The sequence below is a fragment of the Neobacillus sp. PS2-9 genome (genome assembly GCF_030915525.1).
Lineage (GTDB): Bacteria > Bacillota > Bacilli > Bacillales > Cytobacillaceae > Neobacillus.
Genome location: NZ_CP133269.1, coordinates 3402659 through 3422537, shown reverse-complemented (window position 1 = coordinate 3422537; position 19879 = coordinate 3402659). Strand labels below are relative to the sequence as shown.

The 19879-nt window shown below is 38.6% G+C and carries 19 protein-coding genes; 17 read left to right on the top strand and 2 right to left on the bottom strand.

Translation table 11 applies throughout. From position 1 onward, the window contains the following. The first annotated feature begins 273 nt into the window (after positions 1 to 273). The 4 genes from RCG25_RS17235 (at position 274) to RCG25_RS17220 (ending at position 2400) form a co-directional block, all read left to right on the top strand. Entirely contained in the window at positions 274 to 825 is a 552-nt protein-coding gene (locus tag RCG25_RS17235) for a recombinase family protein (protein WP_308080052.1), read from the top strand. Between the two features lie 588 nt (positions 826 to 1413). Beyond that, positions 1414 to 1668: a hypothetical protein gene (locus RCG25_RS17230; RefSeq protein ID WP_308080051.1), complete on the top strand. Its 255-nt coding sequence runs from the start codon at positions 1414 to 1416 to the stop codon at positions 1666 to 1668. Positions 1669 to 1783: 115 nt separating this feature from the next. Continuing rightward, complete coding sequence (locus RCG25_RS17225; protein ID WP_308080050.1) at positions 1784 to 2146, top strand: sigma factor-like helix-turn-helix DNA-binding protein; 363 nt, start codon at positions 1784 to 1786, stop codon at positions 2144 to 2146. A 5-nt stretch (positions 2147 to 2151) separates the two neighbouring features. After that, positions 2152 to 2400: a hypothetical protein gene (locus RCG25_RS17220; RefSeq protein WP_308080049.1), complete on the top strand. Its 249-nt coding sequence runs from the start codon at positions 2152 to 2154 to the stop codon at positions 2398 to 2400. Positions 2401 to 2430: 30 nt separating this feature from the next. Here RCG25_RS17220 and RCG25_RS17215 read toward each other — a convergent pair whose 3' ends face one another. Further along, positions 2431 to 3270 carry an ATP-dependent DNA ligase gene (locus RCG25_RS17215; protein ID WP_308080048.1) on the bottom strand — a complete coding sequence of 280 codons (840 nt, stop codon included), beginning with the start codon at positions 3268 to 3270 and terminating at the stop codon, positions 2431 to 2433. 250 nt (positions 3271 to 3520) lie between these two features. Between RCG25_RS17215 and RCG25_RS17210 the strand changes: the two genes are divergently transcribed. Continuing rightward, the gene (locus RCG25_RS17210) at positions 3521 to 4078 is read left to right on the top strand and encodes a deaminase domain-containing protein (RefSeq protein WP_308080047.1); all 558 of its coding nucleotides are present in this window, start codon (positions 3521 to 3523) and stop codon (positions 4076 to 4078) included. Positions 4079 to 4098: 20 nt separating this feature from the next. After that, positions 4099 to 4446, top strand: coding sequence for a hypothetical protein (locus RCG25_RS17205; protein ID WP_308080046.1), 348 nt, complete (start codon positions 4099 to 4101; stop codon positions 4444 to 4446). Positions 4447 to 5223: 777 nt separating this feature from the next. Here RCG25_RS17205 and RCG25_RS17200 read toward each other — a convergent pair. Next, positions 5224 to 5448, bottom strand: a complete 225-nt coding sequence (locus RCG25_RS17200; protein WP_308084210.1) for a thioredoxin family protein — start codon at positions 5446 to 5448, stop codon at positions 5224 to 5226. A gap of 372 nt (positions 5449 to 5820) precedes the next feature. On the opposite strand from RCG25_RS17200, the gene RCG25_RS17195 reads away from it, so the two are divergent. The 11 genes from RCG25_RS17195 (at position 5821) to RCG25_RS17145 (ending at position 19829) form a co-directional block, all read left to right on the top strand. Further along, positions 5821 to 6297: a CarD family transcriptional regulator gene (locus RCG25_RS17195; RefSeq protein WP_308080045.1), complete on the top strand. Its 477-nt coding sequence runs from the start codon at positions 5821 to 5823 to the stop codon at positions 6295 to 6297. A gap of 543 nt (positions 6298 to 6840) precedes the next feature. Continuing rightward, positions 6841 to 7677 (top strand): KPN_02809 family neutral zinc metallopeptidase, encoded by an 837-nt coding sequence (locus RCG25_RS17190; RefSeq protein WP_308080044.1) that lies wholly within the window; start codon positions 6841 to 6843, stop codon positions 7675 to 7677. A gap of 241 nt (positions 7678 to 7918) precedes the next feature. Then, positions 7919 to 8746, top strand: a complete 828-nt coding sequence (locus RCG25_RS17185; RefSeq protein WP_308080043.1) for an electron transfer flavoprotein subunit beta/FixA family protein — start codon at positions 7919 to 7921, stop codon at positions 8744 to 8746. Next, positions 8747 to 9769, top strand: coding sequence for an electron transfer flavoprotein subunit alpha/FixB family protein (locus RCG25_RS17180; protein ID WP_308080042.1), 1023 nt, complete (start codon positions 8747 to 8749; stop codon positions 9767 to 9769). Between the two features lie 307 nt (positions 9770 to 10076). Further along, the gene (locus RCG25_RS17175; protein WP_308079908.1) at positions 10077 to 11252 is read left to right on the top strand and encodes an IS256 family transposase; all 1176 of its coding nucleotides are present in this window, start codon (positions 10077 to 10079) and stop codon (positions 11250 to 11252) included. Positions 11253 to 11826: 574 nt separating this feature from the next. Next, a complete protein-coding gene (locus RCG25_RS17170; protein WP_308080041.1) occupies positions 11827 to 14883 on the top strand; it encodes an efflux RND transporter permease subunit in 3057 nt (1018 codons plus the stop codon). Positions 14884 to 15451: 568 nt separating this feature from the next. After that, a complete protein-coding gene (locus RCG25_RS17165) occupies positions 15452 to 16240 on the top strand; it encodes an SDR family NAD(P)-dependent oxidoreductase (RefSeq protein WP_308080040.1) in 789 nt (262 codons plus the stop codon). Between the two features lie 25 nt (positions 16241 to 16265). After that, positions 16266 to 16751, top strand: coding sequence for a 2,4'-dihydroxyacetophenone dioxygenase family protein (locus tag RCG25_RS17160; protein WP_308080039.1), 486 nt, complete (start codon positions 16266 to 16268; stop codon positions 16749 to 16751). A gap of 44 nt (positions 16752 to 16795) precedes the next feature. Further along, entirely contained in the window at positions 16796 to 17788 is a 993-nt protein-coding gene (locus tag RCG25_RS17155) for a tripartite tricarboxylate transporter substrate binding protein (RefSeq protein WP_308080038.1), read from the top strand. Between the two features lie 64 nt (positions 17789 to 17852). Next, positions 17853 to 18296 (top strand): tripartite tricarboxylate transporter TctB family protein, encoded by a 444-nt coding sequence (locus RCG25_RS17150; protein WP_308080037.1) that lies wholly within the window; start codon positions 17853 to 17855, stop codon positions 18294 to 18296. Between the two features lie 24 nt (positions 18297 to 18320). Beyond that, positions 18321 to 19829 (top strand): tripartite tricarboxylate transporter permease, encoded by a 1509-nt coding sequence (locus RCG25_RS17145; RefSeq protein ID WP_308080036.1) that lies wholly within the window; start codon positions 18321 to 18323, stop codon positions 19827 to 19829. Positions 19830 to 19879 lie beyond the last annotated feature (50 nt).

Below are 19879 nucleotides of genomic sequence, written 5' to 3'. Positions count from 1 at the left end.
ACATTGTTGGAATTGTGCGTATACCAGTAACAATCTTTAACACCCACTTTATCATAAAACAAATAATTATATTCTAGTGTAATTATTAATGATTCAAGTTTAAAAGCAGTATAATCCCCTCCAATTTGGTTGGGGACTTTTTTCATTTCTAAAGTAAATGGATATAAATAGTATCATAACTTAAAAGTTTTGACTCCAAAGTCTGGAAGGTGTAATATCAAGGTAACAACAGGTGTCAAAACTTAGGACCAAAAGTAAAGGGGTGAAATTGATATGATATACGGGTATGCAAGGGTTAGTACACAAGGCCAGGATTTACAAGGGCAACTGGAAAAATTGAGGAATGCTGGCTGTGAGGAGATCTACTCCGAGAAGTTTACTGGAACCAAGGCTGAACGGGAAGAATTTCAAAAGCTGATAAAAACGGTAAAAGCAGGTGATACGTTAATCGTAACTAAACTGGACAGGTTCGCACGATCCGCAATTGATGGGATTACTATCATCAAGCAACTCTTTGAACGGGGTGTAAGGGTACACGTATTAAACATGGGAATCATCGAGGATACTCCCACCGGCAGACTGATCCTAAACATCTTTTTAGCTTTTGCGGAGTTTGAGCGGGATTTAATTGTGGAACGGACCAAGGAAGGGAAAGCAATTGCCAAGCAGAAGGGTGATTATAAAGAAGGAAGACCAAGGAAATTCAAAAAAGCACAAATAGAACTGGCTCTTAAGCTACTAGAAACACACTCTTATAAGCAGGTGGAGGAAACTACAGGGATTAGCAAGAGCACACTGATTAGGGCAAAGAACGGAACCAGGTAATTGTGGAAGGGAATTATATTTAAGCTACTCTAAAAGGAAGAGTAGCTATTCTTTGTACTATTCTTCAATCGGTGGCTGCTGAAGAGGGGGGAGGGTGGTCGTGCCTGGAATGCCAATGACGTTTACCAATCCACTCGCAAAATTTTTTAATAAAAAAACGGACCTCTACGGGACGATAATAACGGCACCTTCTTCTTATAAAAAAGCTTTCCTAAGTGGCTTAGAAGAAGGCTTTTTTTATTTGTTTCTAAATGTGGTTACTCTACTCTGGAATTCCTTCTGAAGTTAGTTAAGGAAGTTCGCGATTGGTACCTTTGTAGTGACTTAGAAGCAAATGGAATTTCATATAAGACTTTTAAGTTTTTGTAATATCACTATGTTATCGCTGATAGGAATGATATAAGCTATTTTGGAGGAAAAAGAGTTTAAGAAATGTACTTAAAGTAACGGGGGCGTTAGATGAGGAAGCTTAAACATAGTCCATGAGGCAGCCATGACAGCTGCCATTTATTTTTGTAAGTCTTGCATGACTGGAACAATAAGATGCATGCTAAAAGGGGTTTAACCAATTATTTTAGGAGGCATCTAATGCTAGTCAAATTCATGGATTTAAAAGAAGAGTGTTATTTCTTCCAAAAAGAGTTTTCCGACATTTCACCAATATTGCTTATGATAGAGGCACGTTCCAATGTAAATATTTTTCTGGACCCCCAAGGTGCCAAGCGGGTTTTTGGTCGGTTCCATAGCTATGAATACAATATAGAATTGAGTGGCAATTACTTGAAAGAAAGTTTGATGGTAAGAATTACAACTGATGAGAATACAGTCAATATTCCCATTTGATTGGCCCACAGGTTTGGTACTCCGTCCTAGTTTTTAAATTCACAAATACGACACAAGGAAAAAATGAACAACCATCTAAATATTATAAGATACATACCTGAGGGGAAGTAATTAGATGGATTTTGAAACATTGATGACAAAGGATAACGCAATTTTCTTTATGGATATGGTCGACTCAGTAAAAAGTCCTAATTTTGTGCCTGTACTTTTTAAACCCAGACCTTATATAAAATTGCTTCAGAACAAAGGTGAAGATTACCAACGATTCATTGGACTTTATGCTATGATGAAATACATCTTATCAGAAAGAGAAGTATTCGTTTTGGATTCAATTTACGGTATAAACAAAGAGAAGGCCACTTTTGAGGAAATTGGGAAAATGCTTAACCTGTCCCGCAGTCGTATTGCGCATATACGAAATGATGCTGAAGTGAAATTGGTCCGAGAATTGATATGGTACTTTGAAATAAAGAGGTAGGTCACATGAGGTTTAGCTTAGAATTATCACTGGATATTGAAGGGAATTCAACATACGTAAGAGGAGAATTTACAGCAAATAGTAGAACCAACATCCCAAGTGTGGCCTATGAGCAGATTAAGAAAATCAAGAGGGAAACTGGCTACAGAGATACTAAAATTGAAAAGGTAGTAGTGGACCAGGAACACGACATAACGGAGCAGGTTAGAGCTATTGATAACCGCCCCATAGAAGGTTTAGGTGTTTTCTGGTAAAAGGAAAGGCCCTTCGTATTGTGAAGGGCTTTAGCTATTCATTGATACAAAGGACGGCAGCCGTAGTAGACCAGCCTTTGTGATATTTCGGTATTTTATGGTACACGACAATGGATCGATAAAAGCAAATTTTTCGTTTTCATCGATTATAGGCATCTGGTAAACTTTCTTTTTTTCCTCAATTGGTACCCCGAGTTCCATTACTCCTGCGTAGCGGCCGTCCTCAAAGGCCAGGAGCCACCCAAATACGTCTTTTCGATACCCTTTAACTAACACATTGGCAACCTGGTAATTAATCACCTTGAGCCAGGAATGGGACCGTTTGCCGACCTCATAGACGCTGTCCTTCCTCTTTAGTACAATGCCATCTAGGTCTTGTTCTTTAATGAGGTTAAATAAAGCGTTACCGTTACTATGGATGCTCATAATCTTTGATAGGACGGGGGTATTTTTGGGAATTAGCATGTCGAGGAGTTCCTTGCGCTGATAAAGGGGCAGGTGGGTTACTTTTTCGCTGCTGTGAACCAAAACATCAAAAACAACAAAGGAGACTGGTTCCAATTGAGATAATTGTTGCACCTTTTCCGTTTTAAACGAAGAAAATCTACTCATTACAGCTTCAAAATCTGGCTTACCTGCTGCATCCGTTAGAACTACTTCACCATCCAGTATGGTTCCATTAGGAATATCCAAGTCCAGTAATTCCGGGAAACGGTTTGAGACATCAGTATTATGACGTGTATATAATTTCTTTTTTCCTGCAATATGAGAATAAATTAGACGGAATCCATCCATTTTTGGTTCCGAGTAGTAATGATCGTTATCGAAAGGGGTAGCAGTCTTATGGAGTAGCATTGGGCTGAAAAACATTGTTTTCACCTCAGTAACATGATAACTTTTAAATCTGAAACTGTAACTATGAGGTTTCTGGAAAACTGAGAACAAAAGGGGCGAATAGTGATTTTTTTAGTTCTGATACAACTACATTTTTTGACAAAATATATTGTTTTAATATAATTTTTTACAATAAACTCTGACAATAGTGGTGATATTAGCCAAAACAAGTGATAAAATTATAATCAAAATGTTTATTAGCAGCTTTTTAGGGGGATAGTAAATAGTGGGTAGTAGGAGAATTCAGATTAAGAATGGTGAAACACCTGATATAAAGAAAAATGCTCTTGATTTAAGGGATATAATTTTAAAAAGGGCAATTTTCGATAAAGCAATAACTGATCAGAAGCAAATCAAAAAAATTACAATGCAACATAACTTAGCATACCTTGAATATAAAATTTACAAAATAAAAGGCTCTAATAAATGGGAGTCGGGGCATTTTATTGCTCATAGTAAAGTTTCAACAAGACATAAATTTTTGCATCCGCTCAATGAATATGGGTTTGTTGAATTGAAGCCGGGAGGAAGAGCCTTTAAACATATTAATGTGTCTAAAACAAAGGAAATTGAAAGTTGCAGTTATTCCCATCCTAGGTTAGGAGATTCAGAAGCTAAGCTTTTAGAAAGATTAGCTGAAATCTTAGAACCTTTTTCGGTAGGGGAAGTGACTTTGTATACGGAATTCGAACCATGTTTGAGTTGTGATTATGAAATATTTCAATTTTTAGAAAATTTTCCGGGTATTGAATTGATTATATGTTATGAATTGGATTATAATTAACCATAAAAGGAGGTTTGGTCATGGATAGGGCACAAGAATTATTAATTGCTTTTGTAGATGGCTTTGACCTAGAGAAAGAATTAAATAACTTATCTGAAGAAGAAGCATGCGAGTGGATTCTTGAAGAATGGTCAGAACTTCAAGGTGAAGGAGTATCTTCTAGCGAAGCAACCTCAATAATAATCGATTCAAATTACAAATGGATGAGTATAAAACCTGAAAACAAAATTTTTGTATTTTCTACCTTAATGGAATTGAACCAGCGAAACAATAACTATAAAACCGCCTCTACTTTACAGCAAGAGATAGAAAAAATATTGGACATAACTGATTCTGAGGAAAAAAAAAGTAAAGAATTAGTATTTTAAGGCAAAACACTCTCTTTTATGGGGGTGTTTTTAAATTAGCTTTCTATGGTGGTTGGTGGCAAGTTGGTGGAAAAATTATACATTCTGCCACCAATTACACCTTATTAAATTGTATCTTGAGAAAATAAAACCCTATTAAATCCATGATTTCAAATACAATCTGTTATAATCAGATATAGTTAACAACCTTGACAGGGTTGAGTTATCTTTTATCAATTTGGGCTGTTTAGGTGCCATGCTTGGTGCCCAAATTTTTAAAATCATCAATCACCAAAAAACACTACCAAACAAGAAACCTTGATTTATCAATACTTTAAGGTACCTCGAGATACTAGAAAAACAGATGCTAGCAAACTTCAAAACTGCTTGAGACCTGCGTGCCAGGTCTGGTGGGTTCGATTCCCACGCAGTCCCGCCAAAATAGATTTTCAATCAATTACATAACTTCCTATCTCCACAGTCTTTTGCTCATTTTGAACTGAACTGTGGTTGACCGAGAACCCAAAACTGTGTTTGTTCAGAGCCTTCAAATAAGTATATTTGGAGTTTTTTTGTATGCGTAAAGGATCATGGAAGAATTGTAACAACGAGACGGTCGCGAAAACAAAGCTTCTCAATGTGTGAGATGTTTGTGCGGTTTATGTGGTTTAAACAGATAATAAACTATCGTTTTTGTAAACAATTTAACAAATTGAGATTAACCGTAAATATGCAAGTGTTTTTTGGGGGGGAATTGTATTTTTACGGTTAATCAACTTAAGTGAAAGTTTCAGTATTTTAATTTAGCACTGACTCATAAATTCTTTTTATTTTCTTCTGAAAGAGATTTAGATGGACTATTCGTGCTTCTCTCAAGTATTCTTTTCCGTGGACAAACAATAGGAGAACCGGGACAGTGAAAATCCCAAAGTGTCCGGCTATTTCTGTTGCCTCATCTGCATCAATAATCCCAAAATGAATCTGCCTAAACTCCTTTATAACTTCCTCAACCTGAGGAAGTATAGCGTGACAAACGCTTCAACTCTGGTTTAATACATATATAAAACTAAGTTGATGATCATTTACAAAATGGTCTACCTCTTCGATTGAATGTAAATCTTTCATTTTTCTCACTCCATTCTCGATTGAAGGATGTAAATAGTCATCATTATATTTCCAAAAGTGAAAGTTTATATTCTAATAGCTGCTAAGGTTTCAGAATCTATGCGGGAAAATAAACCTTCCCTTTATTGGTAATACGACAGGGATTCCTATTGTTTTTACTTTTTTTTGATTTTTGAAGAAAAAGTAGTTGACGCTTAAAATAAATTTATGATATTATAGAAAATTTGATAAAAATTATTATATGTGTTAGGCTTAAGAAGGTTACCAAATATGGAGGTGGATTATTTGTTTCAAATTGGCGATAACATTGTTTATCCAATGCACGGAGCAGGTGTAATTAAAGCCATAGAAGAAAAGGAAATCTCAGGGGTAAAACAACAGTATTATGTTATAAAAATGTTAATAAGTAATATGCAAGTCATGATTCCTGCGGGGAAAATTTTGAGTTCAAGTATACGTCCAGTTACTGACATAATTGCATTAAAACACATCATACACATTTTTCAGCATGGAGAATCAGATCGATTACTGCCGTGGAAACAAAGGTATAAATTGAACACCGACAAAGTAAAAACGGGTAAAATACAAGAAGGTGCTGAAGTTGTACGTGATTTAATGCGTATGAAGAAAGAAAAAGCACTTAATTCAAGCGAAAAAACAATGTTGGATAACGCACATGGATTTTTGATGAGTGAACTGGGATTAATTAAAGGAATCACTGAAAATCAAATAAAAAGTTTCTGTTAAGGTTAATTAAAGTTAATGTATTGTATTTTCTAAAAATATCCTTAACTTTTTGGGAATATGATTATTAGTAAAAGTAAATCACTTCAAAGACATTCAGCTTCTTCAACTCACTTTTAGAGCATCAACCTCTTTTGTTAAATCTACAACCTAATCCAATTTATTATTTAAATTTCTTTTACGAACGTTTGAAGTTTCAACAAATAACTCGATAAAATAGTCACTTGATTTTTGCAATCCTGATTCACACTGGCACGGACAAGGAGCCGTAAGGATGAAAGAGAGGTAGGGCTTTCATTGTTTTAGGTATACAATTTATTATCAAAGTCATTATTTCTATAAGAATACATCCACTTTTTCTTTTTGGAGAGGTGGATTTTTTTATGCCTTTTAAATTGAGAACTAATAAAATGTGTGAAACAAGAAGTTCAAGAAACCACTTCCAATAAATAGCTATTTTTATTCCCCTTTTAGATGGGTATAACATTATGGAAATAGATAACTGATTGATTATACTCTATCAGTAATTTTTAGGGAGGTAAAAAGATGCAATGGAAAGGAAGACGGCAAAGCGCAAACGTTGAAGATCGCAGAGGTATGGGTATGGGAGGGAAAACCGTGATAGGAGGAGGTATTGGCAGTATCATTATCGTTCTCCTCTTTACACTGCTCGGTGGTAACCCCGGAGATTTAATAAATAATAGTCCATCGAATCTAGGCTCAGATACTAGCGCTCCTTATCAAGAATCAACTCAGGAGAAAGAATTGGCGGACTTTGTTTCTGTTGTCCTTGCCGATACGGAGGATGTTTGGTCAGAGAAATTTCAGGAAAAAGGGCTAACATACGAAAACCCTACGCTAGTTTTGTATAGGAACAGTGTTCAGTCAGCCTGTGGAACTGCCAGTTCGGCTGTTGGACCGTTTTATTGTCCTGGTGACCATAAGCTTTACATTGACCTAAGTTTTTATGAGGAGCTGAAACAAAGATTCCAAGCACCTGGTGACTTTGCAATGGCGTACGTCATTGCTCATGAAGTAGGCCACCACGTCCAGACCCTTTTGAATATGGGAGACAGTGCTTCAGCAAGCCAAAAACGTTCCAATGAATACTCTGTCCGTTTTGAATTGCAGGCTGACTACTTGGCGGGTGTTTGGGCACACGATGCCAAAGGGAAGGGTTACCTTGAAAAAGGGGACCTTGAAGAGGCACTGAATGCAGCAAACGCAGTTGGTGATGATAATATTCAGAAAAAAGCACAGGGCTATGTAGTTCCTGAAAGCTTTACACATGGAACGTCTGAACAAAGAAAGCGATGGTTTAATAAAGGATTTGAAAATGGCACCATTGAGGGTGGAGATACCTTTAAACAGGCAAAACTATAATGGTTAATAAACAGTACTAAAGAAGTTGCCAAAACAATACGGCAGCTTCTTTTTTCATGTGTCTGGCATTTCATCTGCAACATTTACATAGATATTTGTCAGAAAATTAGAATGTAAGGACATCTCTTTTAATAAAGTTAAAGTAAACGGGCGTAAAAAGGCTTTTTAGCGAAAAACATCCGGCAAGATTCATATCGTGGTAAGTAAAGGATTATTTGCTTTATTAAAAGGGAGGGGTTAAATGCTGCATATTGTAGCCTGTATCAAGCAAGTGCCTGACACCAAAATCATTAAGATGAATCCAAAAACAAATACGATGGACCGTAGAACAGCACCTGCGATATTGAATCCGTATGATGCCCATGCTGTTGAAGAGGCGGTTCGTTTAAAGCAAAGATATGGGGGGACCGTATCTGTTGTTACCATGGGTCCGCCTCCAGCGGTTACCGCGATAAAGAAGTGTATTGAAATCGGCGCCGATGAAGGCTATTTAATTACCGACCGCCGGTTTGCGGGTGCCGATACATTGGCAACGAGCTATGCCGTTACAAAGGCTATTGAAAAAATAGCAAAACAAAAACCCGTAGATTTAATCATTTGTGGAAAAATGTCCATCGATGGAGATACCGGGCAAGTCGGACCCGGAATCGCAAGAAGGCTCGATATTCCACCACTGACTTCTGTGAATAAAGTCGTGGAAATCAATCAAGAAGAGGGATATGCCATTGTTCATCGCAAGCTGGAGGATGGATATGAAGTCGTCAGGTCAGCCTTACCGTGTTTGTTTTCTGTTGAAAAAACTATCAATGACGTGCCGTACTCTCCGTTTCCTAACATGATAAAAGCTGCCAGATATAAACCTCATATTTGGTCTGTTGATGACCTGGAAGGTGTAGATATAAAGCAGCTTGGATTGAAGGGGTCTCCAACGATTGTCTCCAAAGTTTGGGCACCGCAAAAACCGGCAGGAGGAACATTTCTTGAAGGCAACCCAACGGCCCAAGTAGAGCAATTACTTTCTGTCCTGCTTGAAAAGAAAGAACTGTTCGAAACAAAGGAGGGCATGTAATTGGACTTCAAGGATTACAAAGGTGTTTGGGTATTCATTGAACAAAAGGATGACATGGTTGCTTCTGTTTCGCTTGAACTTTTGGGTGCAGGAAGAAAGTTGGCAGACAAACGGGGAGTGGAATTAGCGGGTATTTTAATCGGGGAGAATGTTAAGCATTTAACAAAAACCGTATTTGAATATGGTGCTGATACAGTTTATGTGTATGATCAACCCATCTTTAAACATTATCGGACTGAGACCTACATGAAGGCGCTATTGGAATGCAGTGATAAACATAAACCAGAAATTATCCTCTACGGTGCTACTTCAACTGGAAAAGACTTGGCAAGCGCGGTAGCAACAGATCTGCCAACAGGTTTGACGGCGGATACGACGGAGTTGGATGTCGAAGAGGAAACGGGGTTACTTTTGGCGAGCCGGCCAGCGTTTGGCGGAAATATTATGGCGACCATCCTTTGTAAAAAATATCGGCCACAAATGGCGACAGTACGCGCCAAAGTCATGAAGGCGCTGACGCCGGAGTCGGGGAGAACAGGCAAGATCGTCGAAGAAACAATTTCGCTACAAGAGGAAGACATCCGGACAAAAGTCTTGGAAATTGTAAAGGAGACGGTTAAGAAAGTAAGAATCGACGAAGCGGACATCATTGTGGCAGGTGGAAAAGGCTTAGGGAGCTACGAGGGATTTCAGCTAATACACCAATTGGCGGAAACGCTTGGTGGAGCGGTTGGTGCCAGTAGGGATGTAGTAGAAGCGGGCTGGATTGACCACGCTCATCAGGTAGGGCAAACCGGTGTGACGGTAACGCCAAAAATATATTTTGCAATAGGAATTTCTGGTGCCATTCAACATATTGTGGGAATGAAAAATTCCGGTTTGATTATTGCCATTAATAAGGACAAAGAAGCCCCTATTTTTCAAAACTGTCATTATGGAATTGTGGGCGATGCTTTTGAGATCGTTCCTATATTGATCGAACAATTTAAACATGCTCTTTCTAAAGATAAGGTAATGAAATAAATTAAGAGTTCGATGCTGGAATATTCTAGGCTGTTTACTAAAACATTGTTGTTATGGTATAAAAGCGGAGGTTTAATCATTTAGAATCTGAGCTACACTGCGAAAAAGCTGGCTAATTGGATTGCCCCTTAGAAGAGTAATCAGTAAGCGGAGTTTTTCCGGTTATTTGCAAAATCGAGCTCATTTTGGAGTAGATAAGCGGAGTATTTGATTAAGTCCATATAATTGTGTAAAAAGAAAATGAGTCAAATTAATTCCTCATGGCTACAATGTTATCAGCGACGAAAACAATGTGGAGGAATTAATTATGACTCAAATACAGTTTAACCTAAATATTGATGATTTAAAAGATTCTGTTATGAACTCTGATATAGACGCTGTCATCAAAGCTTCTATTGTCCTTGTATTAAACTCTGTTATGGAAAAAGAACGCGATGAGTTCTTACAAGCCGGTTCTTACGAACGTTCAAGCTTACGTCGTGACTACCGCAATGGATATTATGATCGTGATTTATTATTTAGCATTGGAAAAATTACGCTTAGAGTACCTCGTACTCGTAGTGGAGAGTTTTCAACTACAGTGTTTGAACAATATGCCCGTTGTGACCAATCATTTGTATTAGCTATGCTTGAAATGGTGGTGAATGGGGTTTCCACAAGAAAGGTTTCCAATATTGTGGAACAACTCTGTGGGAATAAGGTCTCTAAATCATTTGTATCCACTCTTACAGAAAAGCTAGATCCTGTAGTGAATCAATGGGCAAGTCGGCCCCTGAACACAATGTACTACCCATATATCTTTGCAGATGCCATGTATATCAAAGTAAGAGAACATAACCGTGTCGTATCTAAAGCTGTTTATATCGCAACGGCTGTTGACGAGAACAATAGGCGTGAAATTCTTGGTTTGAGAGTAGATCATAAAGAGAGTACTGAAGCTTGGCAGCGTTTCTTCCAATACTTACAGTCTAGAGGTCTACAATCACCTAAGCTAATCATTTCTGATGCACACAAAGGGTTAAAAGCTGCCATCGGAACGGAGTTTGTAGGATCTGCCTGGCAAAGATGTACGGTACACTTCAAAAAGAATATCATAACCCATATGCCTAAAAAGGGTATGGATGAAGTCAAAATCGGGTTAAAGAGAATATTTGAAGTAGCGACCGTAGAGGAAGCCAGAAAATATAAGAAAGAGTTCATTGAGCAATTTAGTGGCAATTCAAAATTAGACAAGGCCATAGAAATATTAGAGGAAGGCTTCGAAGATGCCATTCAATACTTGAATGAGAAACCAAAATATCATAAGCATATTCGAAGTACAAACTCGTTAGAAAGAATCAATGAGGAAGTCCGGAGAAGAGAGAGGGTAATTAGAATATTTCCTAATACACAGTCAGCTTTCAGATTAATTGGAGCGGTCTTAATGGACTATGCCGAGGAAGTAGGAAGAAGAATAATTCAGGACAAAGAAGAGAAAAAATAGCGACCCGAAGCGCGAATTTTTGGTGTACTGGAAGGGGGTACCCCCTTCCAGTACACCAAAAATAAATCATCTGCTTAACATTGCTTTTCATGAGGAATGAATTTACACATAATAATGGGCTTGACTGAGTATTTCCGCTTATTCAAAGAAAAGTGCCCTATATTTGCATTTTACAATCAAATAAGCGGAATATCTCCGTCTATTTGAGCTAATTTACGTCCAGTTTTCCAAATAGGCGGAATTTCTCCGCCTATTTATTAGACCGAACCTTAAAAAAGGTAGACAAAAGCATCAATGTCTAAGAAATGAGCCATTAATTAAGAGCTACTCACACTGCTGAGCAGCTTTTTTTGTATGTTCGGAAAAATACATATTGTTTATGAAACCCTTCTTCACACTTTCCCGTCTACTCATCTGATGGTTTTTCGAGATTGGAAAACATTTCTAGGTCTCAGGTCGTAGACCATTTTACAACAACCGCCCGAGGCTGGAAGTTGGGTGGAAAGCCTATAATGAAAAAGGAAATCAAGAGATAAGCAAATGGAAAAAACGAATACCGGAGGGGAAAGAAGTTATGCAGTCGTGGATTAAATTTTCTTTAAAGAACGCAGGGGTTATTTTTATTGCTATGTTAATGGTGATCGCGGGAGGTATTTATTCCGTCAAAACGATGAAGATGGAGTCGATGCCGAATGTCGACATTCCGTATATCATCGTACAGGTTCCATATGTGGGAGCTACCCCGGAACAAGGGTTAGAGGATATAGGGAAGCCATTGGAAACGACCTTGTCGGGAATCAAGAAACTGGATAATCTCTATATTGAAGCACACAGTAACGTAGTTGTGGGAATTCTCGAGTTTGAGATGAGCAAGGACATGGATGAAGCCGAGAAAGATGTAACCACAGCTGTTGCTTCAATCAAGCTGCCGGAAGGTGCTGAGAAACCACAAATTCTAAAGGACGGTCCTTCTGCTGCACCAGTATTTGAGTTTGCTCTTTCTTCAGATACAGCCAATCAATCTGATCTGACACAATATATTAATGAACACATTAAACCAGCTTTGTCAGGAATCGATGGTGCAGGTGCAATTGAGGTTTCTGGTGAAACAGAAAAGCAAGTAGCAATCAAACTTGATCCGGAAAAGATGAAGAGTTACGGGATTACTTATGAGACCATCAAACAAACGATTTTAGCCCATCATTTTTCTTTTCCTGCTGGTCAAATGAATGTAGAAGATAAAACGTTAAATGTTCAGGCTGATTTCAAGCTTGGTTCGGTAAAGGATGTAAAGGATATTCAAATTTTGGTTCAAGGGCCAACGGGGTTCCAAAAGGTCAGTTTGTCAGAGATCGCCGACGTTTCCTACAGCAATAAAAAGGAAACCGTTTATACCCGCTTAAACGAAAAGCCGGCTGTTTTAGTCGAAATGAAGGCACAAGCAGGGTCCAATACGGTAGAAGTAGTGGGACAGGCAAAAGAAAAGCTGGATGCGTTAGATCTTCCTTCCGGCTATAAATTAACCAAATTATACGATACCTCCAAAGAAGTCAAAACGTCTGTCAATGGGATGCTGCGTGAGGTATTGTTAGGTACCTTGTTTGCTGTAATTGTGACGTTCTTATTTTTAAGAAATGTGAGAGCAACGATTGTAGCCGTCTTATCGATCCCATTATCTATATTGGCTTCTATGATCACCATGAAATATTTGGACTATAGCTTAAACATGATGACGCTGGCAGGAATCGCTGTAGCTGTCGGACGGGTCATTGACGATTCGATTGTGGTCATTGAAAATGTATACCGTCGAACCTTAACAAGCACTAGACGTGATGAGCGAATGGTGTTAACGGCAGCCAAAGAAGTGGGAGGAGCGATTACTTCCTCCACACTTACAACCATTGCCGTATTCGGGCCACTTTCCTTTGTACCAGGAATTATTGGCCGCTTCTTTGCACCGTTTGGCATCACGGTCATCGTGGCGCTGGCGTTTTCTTTGATTGTTTCGCTAACGGTTGTACCGTTGTTGGCCAAATTATTCTTACTGAAGATTAAACATAAAGAAGTGAAAGAAAGTTGGTTTGAAAAAGCCTATAAGCATACCTTGACATGGGTCTTAAATAAACGGGCGGTCACGATTGTTATAGCAGTAGTGATGTTTGCCGGATCGCTCGCACTGGTTCCCATGATCCCGAAGAACTTTTTACCACAAGAAAAAGCCGTTTCCTACCGGTTAACTGGAGATTTACCAGCTGGTACCTCATTGGAAAAAGCGAATGAACTTGCTATCAAAGTTGAAGAAGTCCTTGTTAAGGAAAAACAAATTAAAAATGTACAAACAATTGCAAATGGGGAACATATTCGTTTTTCCATTGATTTAAACGATAACATAACGAAGGAACAGACCAGTGATTTTGAAAAGAGGGTGAAAACAGAAGTAGAGAAACTGGATGATCAAATGAAAGTGGCCCTCGCTCCTGTGGGGATAGTAGGAACAAGCGGTTTAGCATTAATGGTCGAAGGTTCAAATGCCAAAGATTTAGAAACTGCTGGCAAAATGATTGTAGATAAAATTAAAGATATTGATGGTTTGGAAAATGTCGAATCGAACCTCTCTGGCGTGAAGGAACAGCTTCAATTGAAAATCGATGATCAAAAATCTGCAGAAAAAGGGTTAAGTCCTATTATGGTTGCAGGTTTCGTTAGACAGTTAATTTCAGGCGATCATGTGGGTGACATGCAAGTAGATGGGAAAACAACCAGTGTTAATTTGTTATTGGCGGGAGACCCAGCCCATTCGATTCAGGATATCATGAGCCAAACGATCATGAAACCGCTAGGGGTTCCAGTCACTCTATCAGATGTGGCGACACTTACGAAGCAGCCAAGTCCATCCGCATTGTACCGATTAAATCAGCAACAGTATGTGCAGGTTTCCGGCCGGATCACAACGGATAATTCTTCTGGTGTGCAAGCAGAGGTCGATAAGCGTCTTAAATCGTTAGACTTACCAGATGGTATTACCTATCATTCAGAAGGTCAAGCGCAAGCGATGAATGAAGGGTTTACGAATATGACGATTGCAATGGCTGTAGCTGTTGTGTTGGTGTTCATTGTCATGCTTGTCGCGTTTGGAAATATGTTAATGCCACTGTCAATCTTGTCTTCCTTGCCATTCTTGTTTTCTGGCGGATTGTTGGGCTTATATCTGACGAATCAAGCACTCGGCATGCCAGCATTGGTTGGCTTCCTCATGTTAATCGGAATTGTGGTGACAAATGCGATTGTGCTAATGGAACGTGTGAAGCAGAATGAAAAGAAGGGCATGGAAATCAAAGCAGCTTTGCTTGAGGCAGGTAAGACACGTCTACGCCCAATATTGATGACAGCGCTGGCGACAATAGGTGCGCTACTGCCTTTAGCACTGTCAAGTGAAGGTGGATTGATCTCAAGATCTTTGGCGATTGTCGTTATTTCCGGGTTGCTGACGTCAACATTGTTAACCTTGGTGATTGTGCCAACAACGTATCATATTTTAAGTTCGATTAAGTTGAGATTTAACAGAAAAAATGAAGTTACAGTACCTAGCTCAGCAAGAAGTGTTTCCAAGATGACGGGACTCTTGAAGTGATTAGTAAAGGTAGTGGGAGAAGTGTTTTATAAGCACTTCTCTTTTTTTTGAAAGGCTCTGTTAAATTTGCCTGTTGATTTCCGCTCGAGGCACGAGCGGTTCGTGGGCGTTTCGGCGAGCCTCCTCGGCGCAAGCGCCTGCGGGGTCTCCCCTGACCCGTACTCCCACAGGAGTCTTCGTGCCTTCCGCTCCAATCAACAGGGTGTATAAATCAACACTGTTCTTTAACACAGCCTTTTGAAAAGAATAAAAAAATATCGGTCAGCAGGGTAAGGTGTTTGAGCTCTTCTATGTGCTAGGGCTTTGAAATTGCTCGATTTAATGATCTTCAGCAACTTGGATATTACTTTTCAGGGGCATGGTATTGGTGTGAAGAAATTTTGCATTGAACTTAGCTTTATTAAATATATTCATAGTTTCTAGCATCTATAATCTATTAGATAATAAATTAAGAAAACTTAGAAAATTTTAAAAAGTATATTGACAATAGTTAACACTATTTCTACAATGTAAATATATCTAATATCTGATGCATCAGATATTAAATACTACAAACGGAGGTGTAAAAATGAATAATAGTAAAGTGGCAATTGTTACAGGAGGGGCCTCAGGACTTGGACTAGCAGTAGTTAAACAGCTTGCTAATAATGGGATGGCTGTAGCAATTGTTGACATATCGACTGAAAAGGGTGAGGAACAAGAGCTGAATCTTGTCAGTCAAGGTAAGAATGTTAAATTTTATAAAGCGGATGTAACAAATCAAGGTGTGGCAAAAGAAGTAGTAAAGAACATTGCCGATACATTTGGAACAGTAAATGTCCTTGTGAATTGTGCAGGTATCATTCGCCGTTCACCTGCGGCAGCTGTTGCTGCAGATGAGTTGGATACTATTTTACGTATTAATTTACAAGGAAGCGTTTATATGTGCCAAGCAGTACAGCCGTATATGGCTCAAAATGAAAACGGTGCCATTGTGAACTTTGCATCGATGCTTGCGCATTATGGCAGCACGAATCTATTATCGTATGCAGCATCCAAAGGAGGTATTGTTCAAGTAACAAAATGCCTTGCAGTTGAATGGGCACAATACAATATTCGTGTCAATGCAGTTAGCCCCGGATATATTGAAACACCTCTTGCGGTAGGTGCAACGCAGAATCCCGCATTTAGAGAAAGAATACTATCACGTACTCCACAAAGAAGGTTTGGCACCCCAGAGGAGGTTGCAGCAGTTGTAAACTTCCTTGTTTCACCAGAATCAAGTTTCGTAACAGGTGCTGTTATACCTGTTGATGGCGGGCTCCTTGCAGGGGATCCATGCTTATATCCACCAGTAACACAATTAGAACTTGTATAATAAAAAATTCTAAGGAGGAAACACAATGATTACAAATATGGATTTGAACAAGTTTACGGAGCAATTTCAACTAGATGACCAGGCGATCGACTTAAATAACATTCCATGGATTCCACAATCTGAAAGAGTATGGTTTAAACCTGTTCGCTTTGATTTGACAACTGGAAGCTGGATAAATTTACTGAAAGTAAAGCCAGGTGGTGCGGTTAATAGACATCGTCATTCTGGAGGAAAGGTAATGGCATTTACACTTCAAGGGCAATGGAGATATTTAGAAAGGGAATGGGTAGCAAAACCAGGAACTTTTGTATATGAGCCGCCTGGAGATATACATACACTTGTTGTTGATGGGGAAGAGGAAATGATTACACTTTTTATTCTAGAGGGAATCATCCAATATTTAGATGACAATGATAAAGTAGTTTATCAGGATGATTTGTTTAGTAAAATGAACCTCTACTATAAATATTGTGAAGAAAATAATATTCCAATTGAAAACCTAAAATATTAAAGTTTATCAATAATTTTAAGCAAATAACTTACTGGAGGGCTCTCATGAAGAGGAAGAATAAATTGATAGGTTTAATACTTGCTTCAGTTATGTCTGTTAGTTTAATAGGTTGTAGTAATAATGGTTCCGCAAGCACCGCAAGTAAAAAAAGTGATTATCCCAAGAAGCAAATTGAGCTAATTGTTCCATTTGCTGCAGGAGGAGGTACAGATGCAGTAGCTCGTGCATTTGCCGATGTAGCTAAGAAACATTTGCCAGAAGCGATGGGCGTTGTTAATAAGACGGGAGGCGGTGGCGCTATCGGAATGGCTGATGGAGCAAACGCAAAACCAGATGGTTATAAGGCAACTTTGGTTACCGTTGAACTAGCAATTCTTCCTAATTTGGGATTAGCTTCATTTAAATCGGATGATTTAAAACCAGTAGCACAATTAAATGCTGATCCGTCTGCTATTACGGTCAGAGCAGATTCAAAATGGAAAACACTTGAAGAATTTCTTGATTACGCAAAAGCGAATCCAGAAAAAGTCCGTGTAGGGAATGCAGGAAGTGGTTCGATTTGGCATTTGGCTGCTGCAGCATTAGGTGACAAGACAGGTGTTAAATTTAGTCATATTCCATATGAGGGCGGTGCTCCAGCTGTAACTGCTTTATTAGGTGGTCATGTGGAAGCGGTTACAGTTAGTCCTGCAGAGGTTAGTGCTCAGGTTAAGGCAGGTAAATTACGCATGTTGGGGGTAATGGCAGACGAACGTCTTGAAGCATACAAAGATGTGCCAACCTTAAAAGAGAAAAATATCGATCTTTCGATTGGCACTTGGAGAGGGATCGCAGTACCAAAAGACACACCTCAAGATGTAGTTGATATTCTGAAGGAAGCTACAAAAAAAGCGGTTGAGGAGAAGTCGTTTAAAGATGTTCTAGAAAAAATGAATTTAGGCCTGAAATATCAAGATGATGCAGCCTTTTCCGAAGTCATTAAACAAGATTCTAGTCGTTTTAAAGAGTTAATTGAAAAGCTAAACCTAAAGCAATAAAAATGATTGGTTCCAAGGAGGTGGTAAGCTTCCTTGGAACTGAGTTATTAAAGAGGTGAAAGTTATGGCGAAGCGTGTAGACATATCGATTGCTGGAGCTCTTATATTACTTGCTGGATTAATCATTTATACAAGCAGAAGTTTTCCACATTCGCAGGGACCAGATGTAGGAGCTGGATTTTTTCCTGCAATTCTCTCCGGTATTTTAATTTTATTATCCCTTATTTTAATTTTTTCAGCGTTAAGCAAAGTCGGGCATGCTCCTGAGAAAACTGAATGGAAAAAAGCGGTTCTTGCGATGGTGTTTACATTCTTATACTTCTTATTTGTAACTTACATCGGATATGTAATAGCTACTCCACTATTTCTTGCAGGTATGATGTGGTATTACCAATATCGAAAAAAAATAAATCTTGTTTTTTGGTCTTTGTTTATTACAGGAATCATGTATTTTTGTTTTGACAGTTTATTGAGGGTTCCATTACCAATGGGGCTATTCTTCGAATAAGATTACAGGTTGGAGGTGGATTATTTGCTAGATTTAATTGGACAAGGGTTTTTGAGTATATTTTCTCAACCATCTATTCTATTAATTTCTATACTTGGGGTTGTAGTTGGAATTATTGTAGGGGCTTTACCAGGACTTACTGCCACAATGGGAGTGGCATTGTTATTACCAATGACTTTTGGGATGGATCCAGCTCCTGCTCTGCTATTGTTATCCGGTGTTTATTTTGGAGGTATCTATGGGGGATCAATAACGGCGATTCTACTACGAACCCCAGGTACACCAGCTGCTGCAGCAACGGCGATTGATGGATATGCATTAACACAAAAAGGAAAAGCCGGTAAAGCACTAACTGTTGCAACCGTTTCGTCATTTACCGGTGGAACAATCAGTGTGTTTATTCTAATGTTTCTTGCACCAATACTTGCTAATTTTGCTTTGAAATTTAGTGCGCCTGAATCTTTTGCGCTAGCTTTGTTTGGAATTAGTATTATTGCCAGCATATCTGGTGTATCTTTAGTTAAGGGACTAATTTCGGGCACAGCCGGTTTGCTTATTGCAACTGTTGGACTTGATCCAATACAAGGTTTTCCACGATTTACTGGAGGAATACCTGATATTATGAGTGGAATTCCTTTTATACCTATTATGATTGGATTATTCGCTGCAGCAGAGGCATTCAAATCGTTAGAAGAGATGAATATTAAAGAAAATGTTAAAGCCAAAATTGAAAACTTTGGGATTTCAAGACAAGATATTAAAAAAATCTTACCTACTATATTACGTTCAACCGGAATGGGAACATTTATTGGGATTATTCCTGGTGCTGGTGCAGATATTGCTTCGTTTGTTTCTTATAATGAGGCAAAACGTTTCAGCAAAACGAAAGATGAGTTTGGTAAAGGGAGTTTAGAGGGAGTTGCTGCATGTGAATCAGGTGCCAATGCTTGTACAGGGGGAGCCCTTGTACCTTTATTGACGCTTGGTATACCTGGTGATTCGGTAACAGCTGTTATGCTTGGGGCCCTTATGGTTCAAGGACTTCAACCAGGTCCTCTCCTATTTAAAGATAGTGCTGATCTTGTCTATACGTTATTTAGCGGTATGATTCTTTGCTATATCATTATGCTTATTATTGGATTGTTCGCAGCCCGATATTTTGCAAGGGTGACTGAGATTCCCAAGGCAATATTAACACCAGTTATTCTAATGTTATGTGTCGTTGGTTCTTATGCAATTAATAATAGTTTGTTTGATGTTATTATAATGTTAGTTGCAGGTGTTCTTGGATATTATATGCAGAAATTTGATTTCCCAGCTTCACCTATTGTATTGGCTATTATCTTGGGGCCAATGGCAGAAAGTCAATTTAGACGTGCATTGACACTTTCAAACGGGAGTTATGACATTTTCTACACTCGTCCTATCACACTTGTTTTGTTGTTACTATCAATCTTCACCTTGTTTACGCCAATTCTTAAGAAACTTTGGGAGACTAAAAAAGAGATTAAAAATGCTGATGTTAAGTTATAATACAAGCTTGTGTAAAGTATGAGGTAAGGATTAATTAAAGATACAGAGGT

Bases quoted from the DNA above. Each gene is read 5' to 3' on its own strand.
- RCG25_RS17150 (WP_308080037.1), top strand. From the start codon at position 17,853: ATGGCGAAGCGTGTAGACATATCGATTGCTGGAGCTCTTATATTACTT.
- RCG25_RS17205 (WP_308080046.1), top strand. From the start codon at position 4,099: ATGGATAGGGCACAAGAATTATTAATTGCTTTTGTAGATGGCTTTGAC.
- RCG25_RS17230 (WP_308080051.1), top strand. From the start codon at position 1,414: ATGCTAGTCAAATTCATGGATTTAAAAGAAGAGTGTTATTTCTTCCAA.
- RCG25_RS17175 (WP_308079908.1), top strand. From the start codon at position 10,077: ATGACTCAAATACAGTTTAACCTAAATATTGATGATTTAAAAGATTCT.
- RCG25_RS17185 (WP_308080043.1), top strand. From the start codon at position 7,919: ATGCTGCATATTGTAGCCTGTATCAAGCAAGTGCCTGACACCAAAATC.
- RCG25_RS17225 (WP_308080050.1), top strand. From the start codon at position 1,784: ATGGATTTTGAAACATTGATGACAAAGGATAACGCAATTTTCTTTATG.
- RCG25_RS17160 (WP_308080039.1), top strand. From the start codon at position 16,266: ATGATTACAAATATGGATTTGAACAAGTTTACGGAGCAATTTCAACTA.
- RCG25_RS17190 (WP_308080044.1), top strand. From the start codon at position 6,841: ATGCAATGGAAAGGAAGACGGCAAAGCGCAAACGTTGAAGATCGCAGA.
- RCG25_RS17220 (WP_308080049.1), top strand. From the start codon at position 2,152: ATGAGGTTTAGCTTAGAATTATCACTGGATATTGAAGGGAATTCAACA.
- RCG25_RS17170 (WP_308080041.1), top strand. From the start codon at position 11,827: ATGCAGTCGTGGATTAAATTTTCTTTAAAGAACGCAGGGGTTATTTTT.
- RCG25_RS17235 (WP_308080052.1), top strand. From the start codon at position 274: ATGATATACGGGTATGCAAGGGTTAGTACACAAGGCCAGGATTTACAA.
- RCG25_RS17195 (WP_308080045.1), top strand. From the start codon at position 5,821: ATGGAGGTGGATTATTTGTTTCAAATTGGCGATAACATTGTTTATCCA.
- RCG25_RS17215 (WP_308080048.1), bottom strand. From the start codon at position 3,270: ATGTTTTTCAGCCCAATGCTACTCCATAAGACTGCTACCCCTTTCGAT.
- RCG25_RS17155 (WP_308080038.1), top strand. From the start codon at position 16,796: ATGAAGAGGAAGAATAAATTGATAGGTTTAATACTTGCTTCAGTTATG.
- RCG25_RS17165 (WP_308080040.1), top strand. From the start codon at position 15,452: ATGAATAATAGTAAAGTGGCAATTGTTACAGGAGGGGCCTCAGGACTT.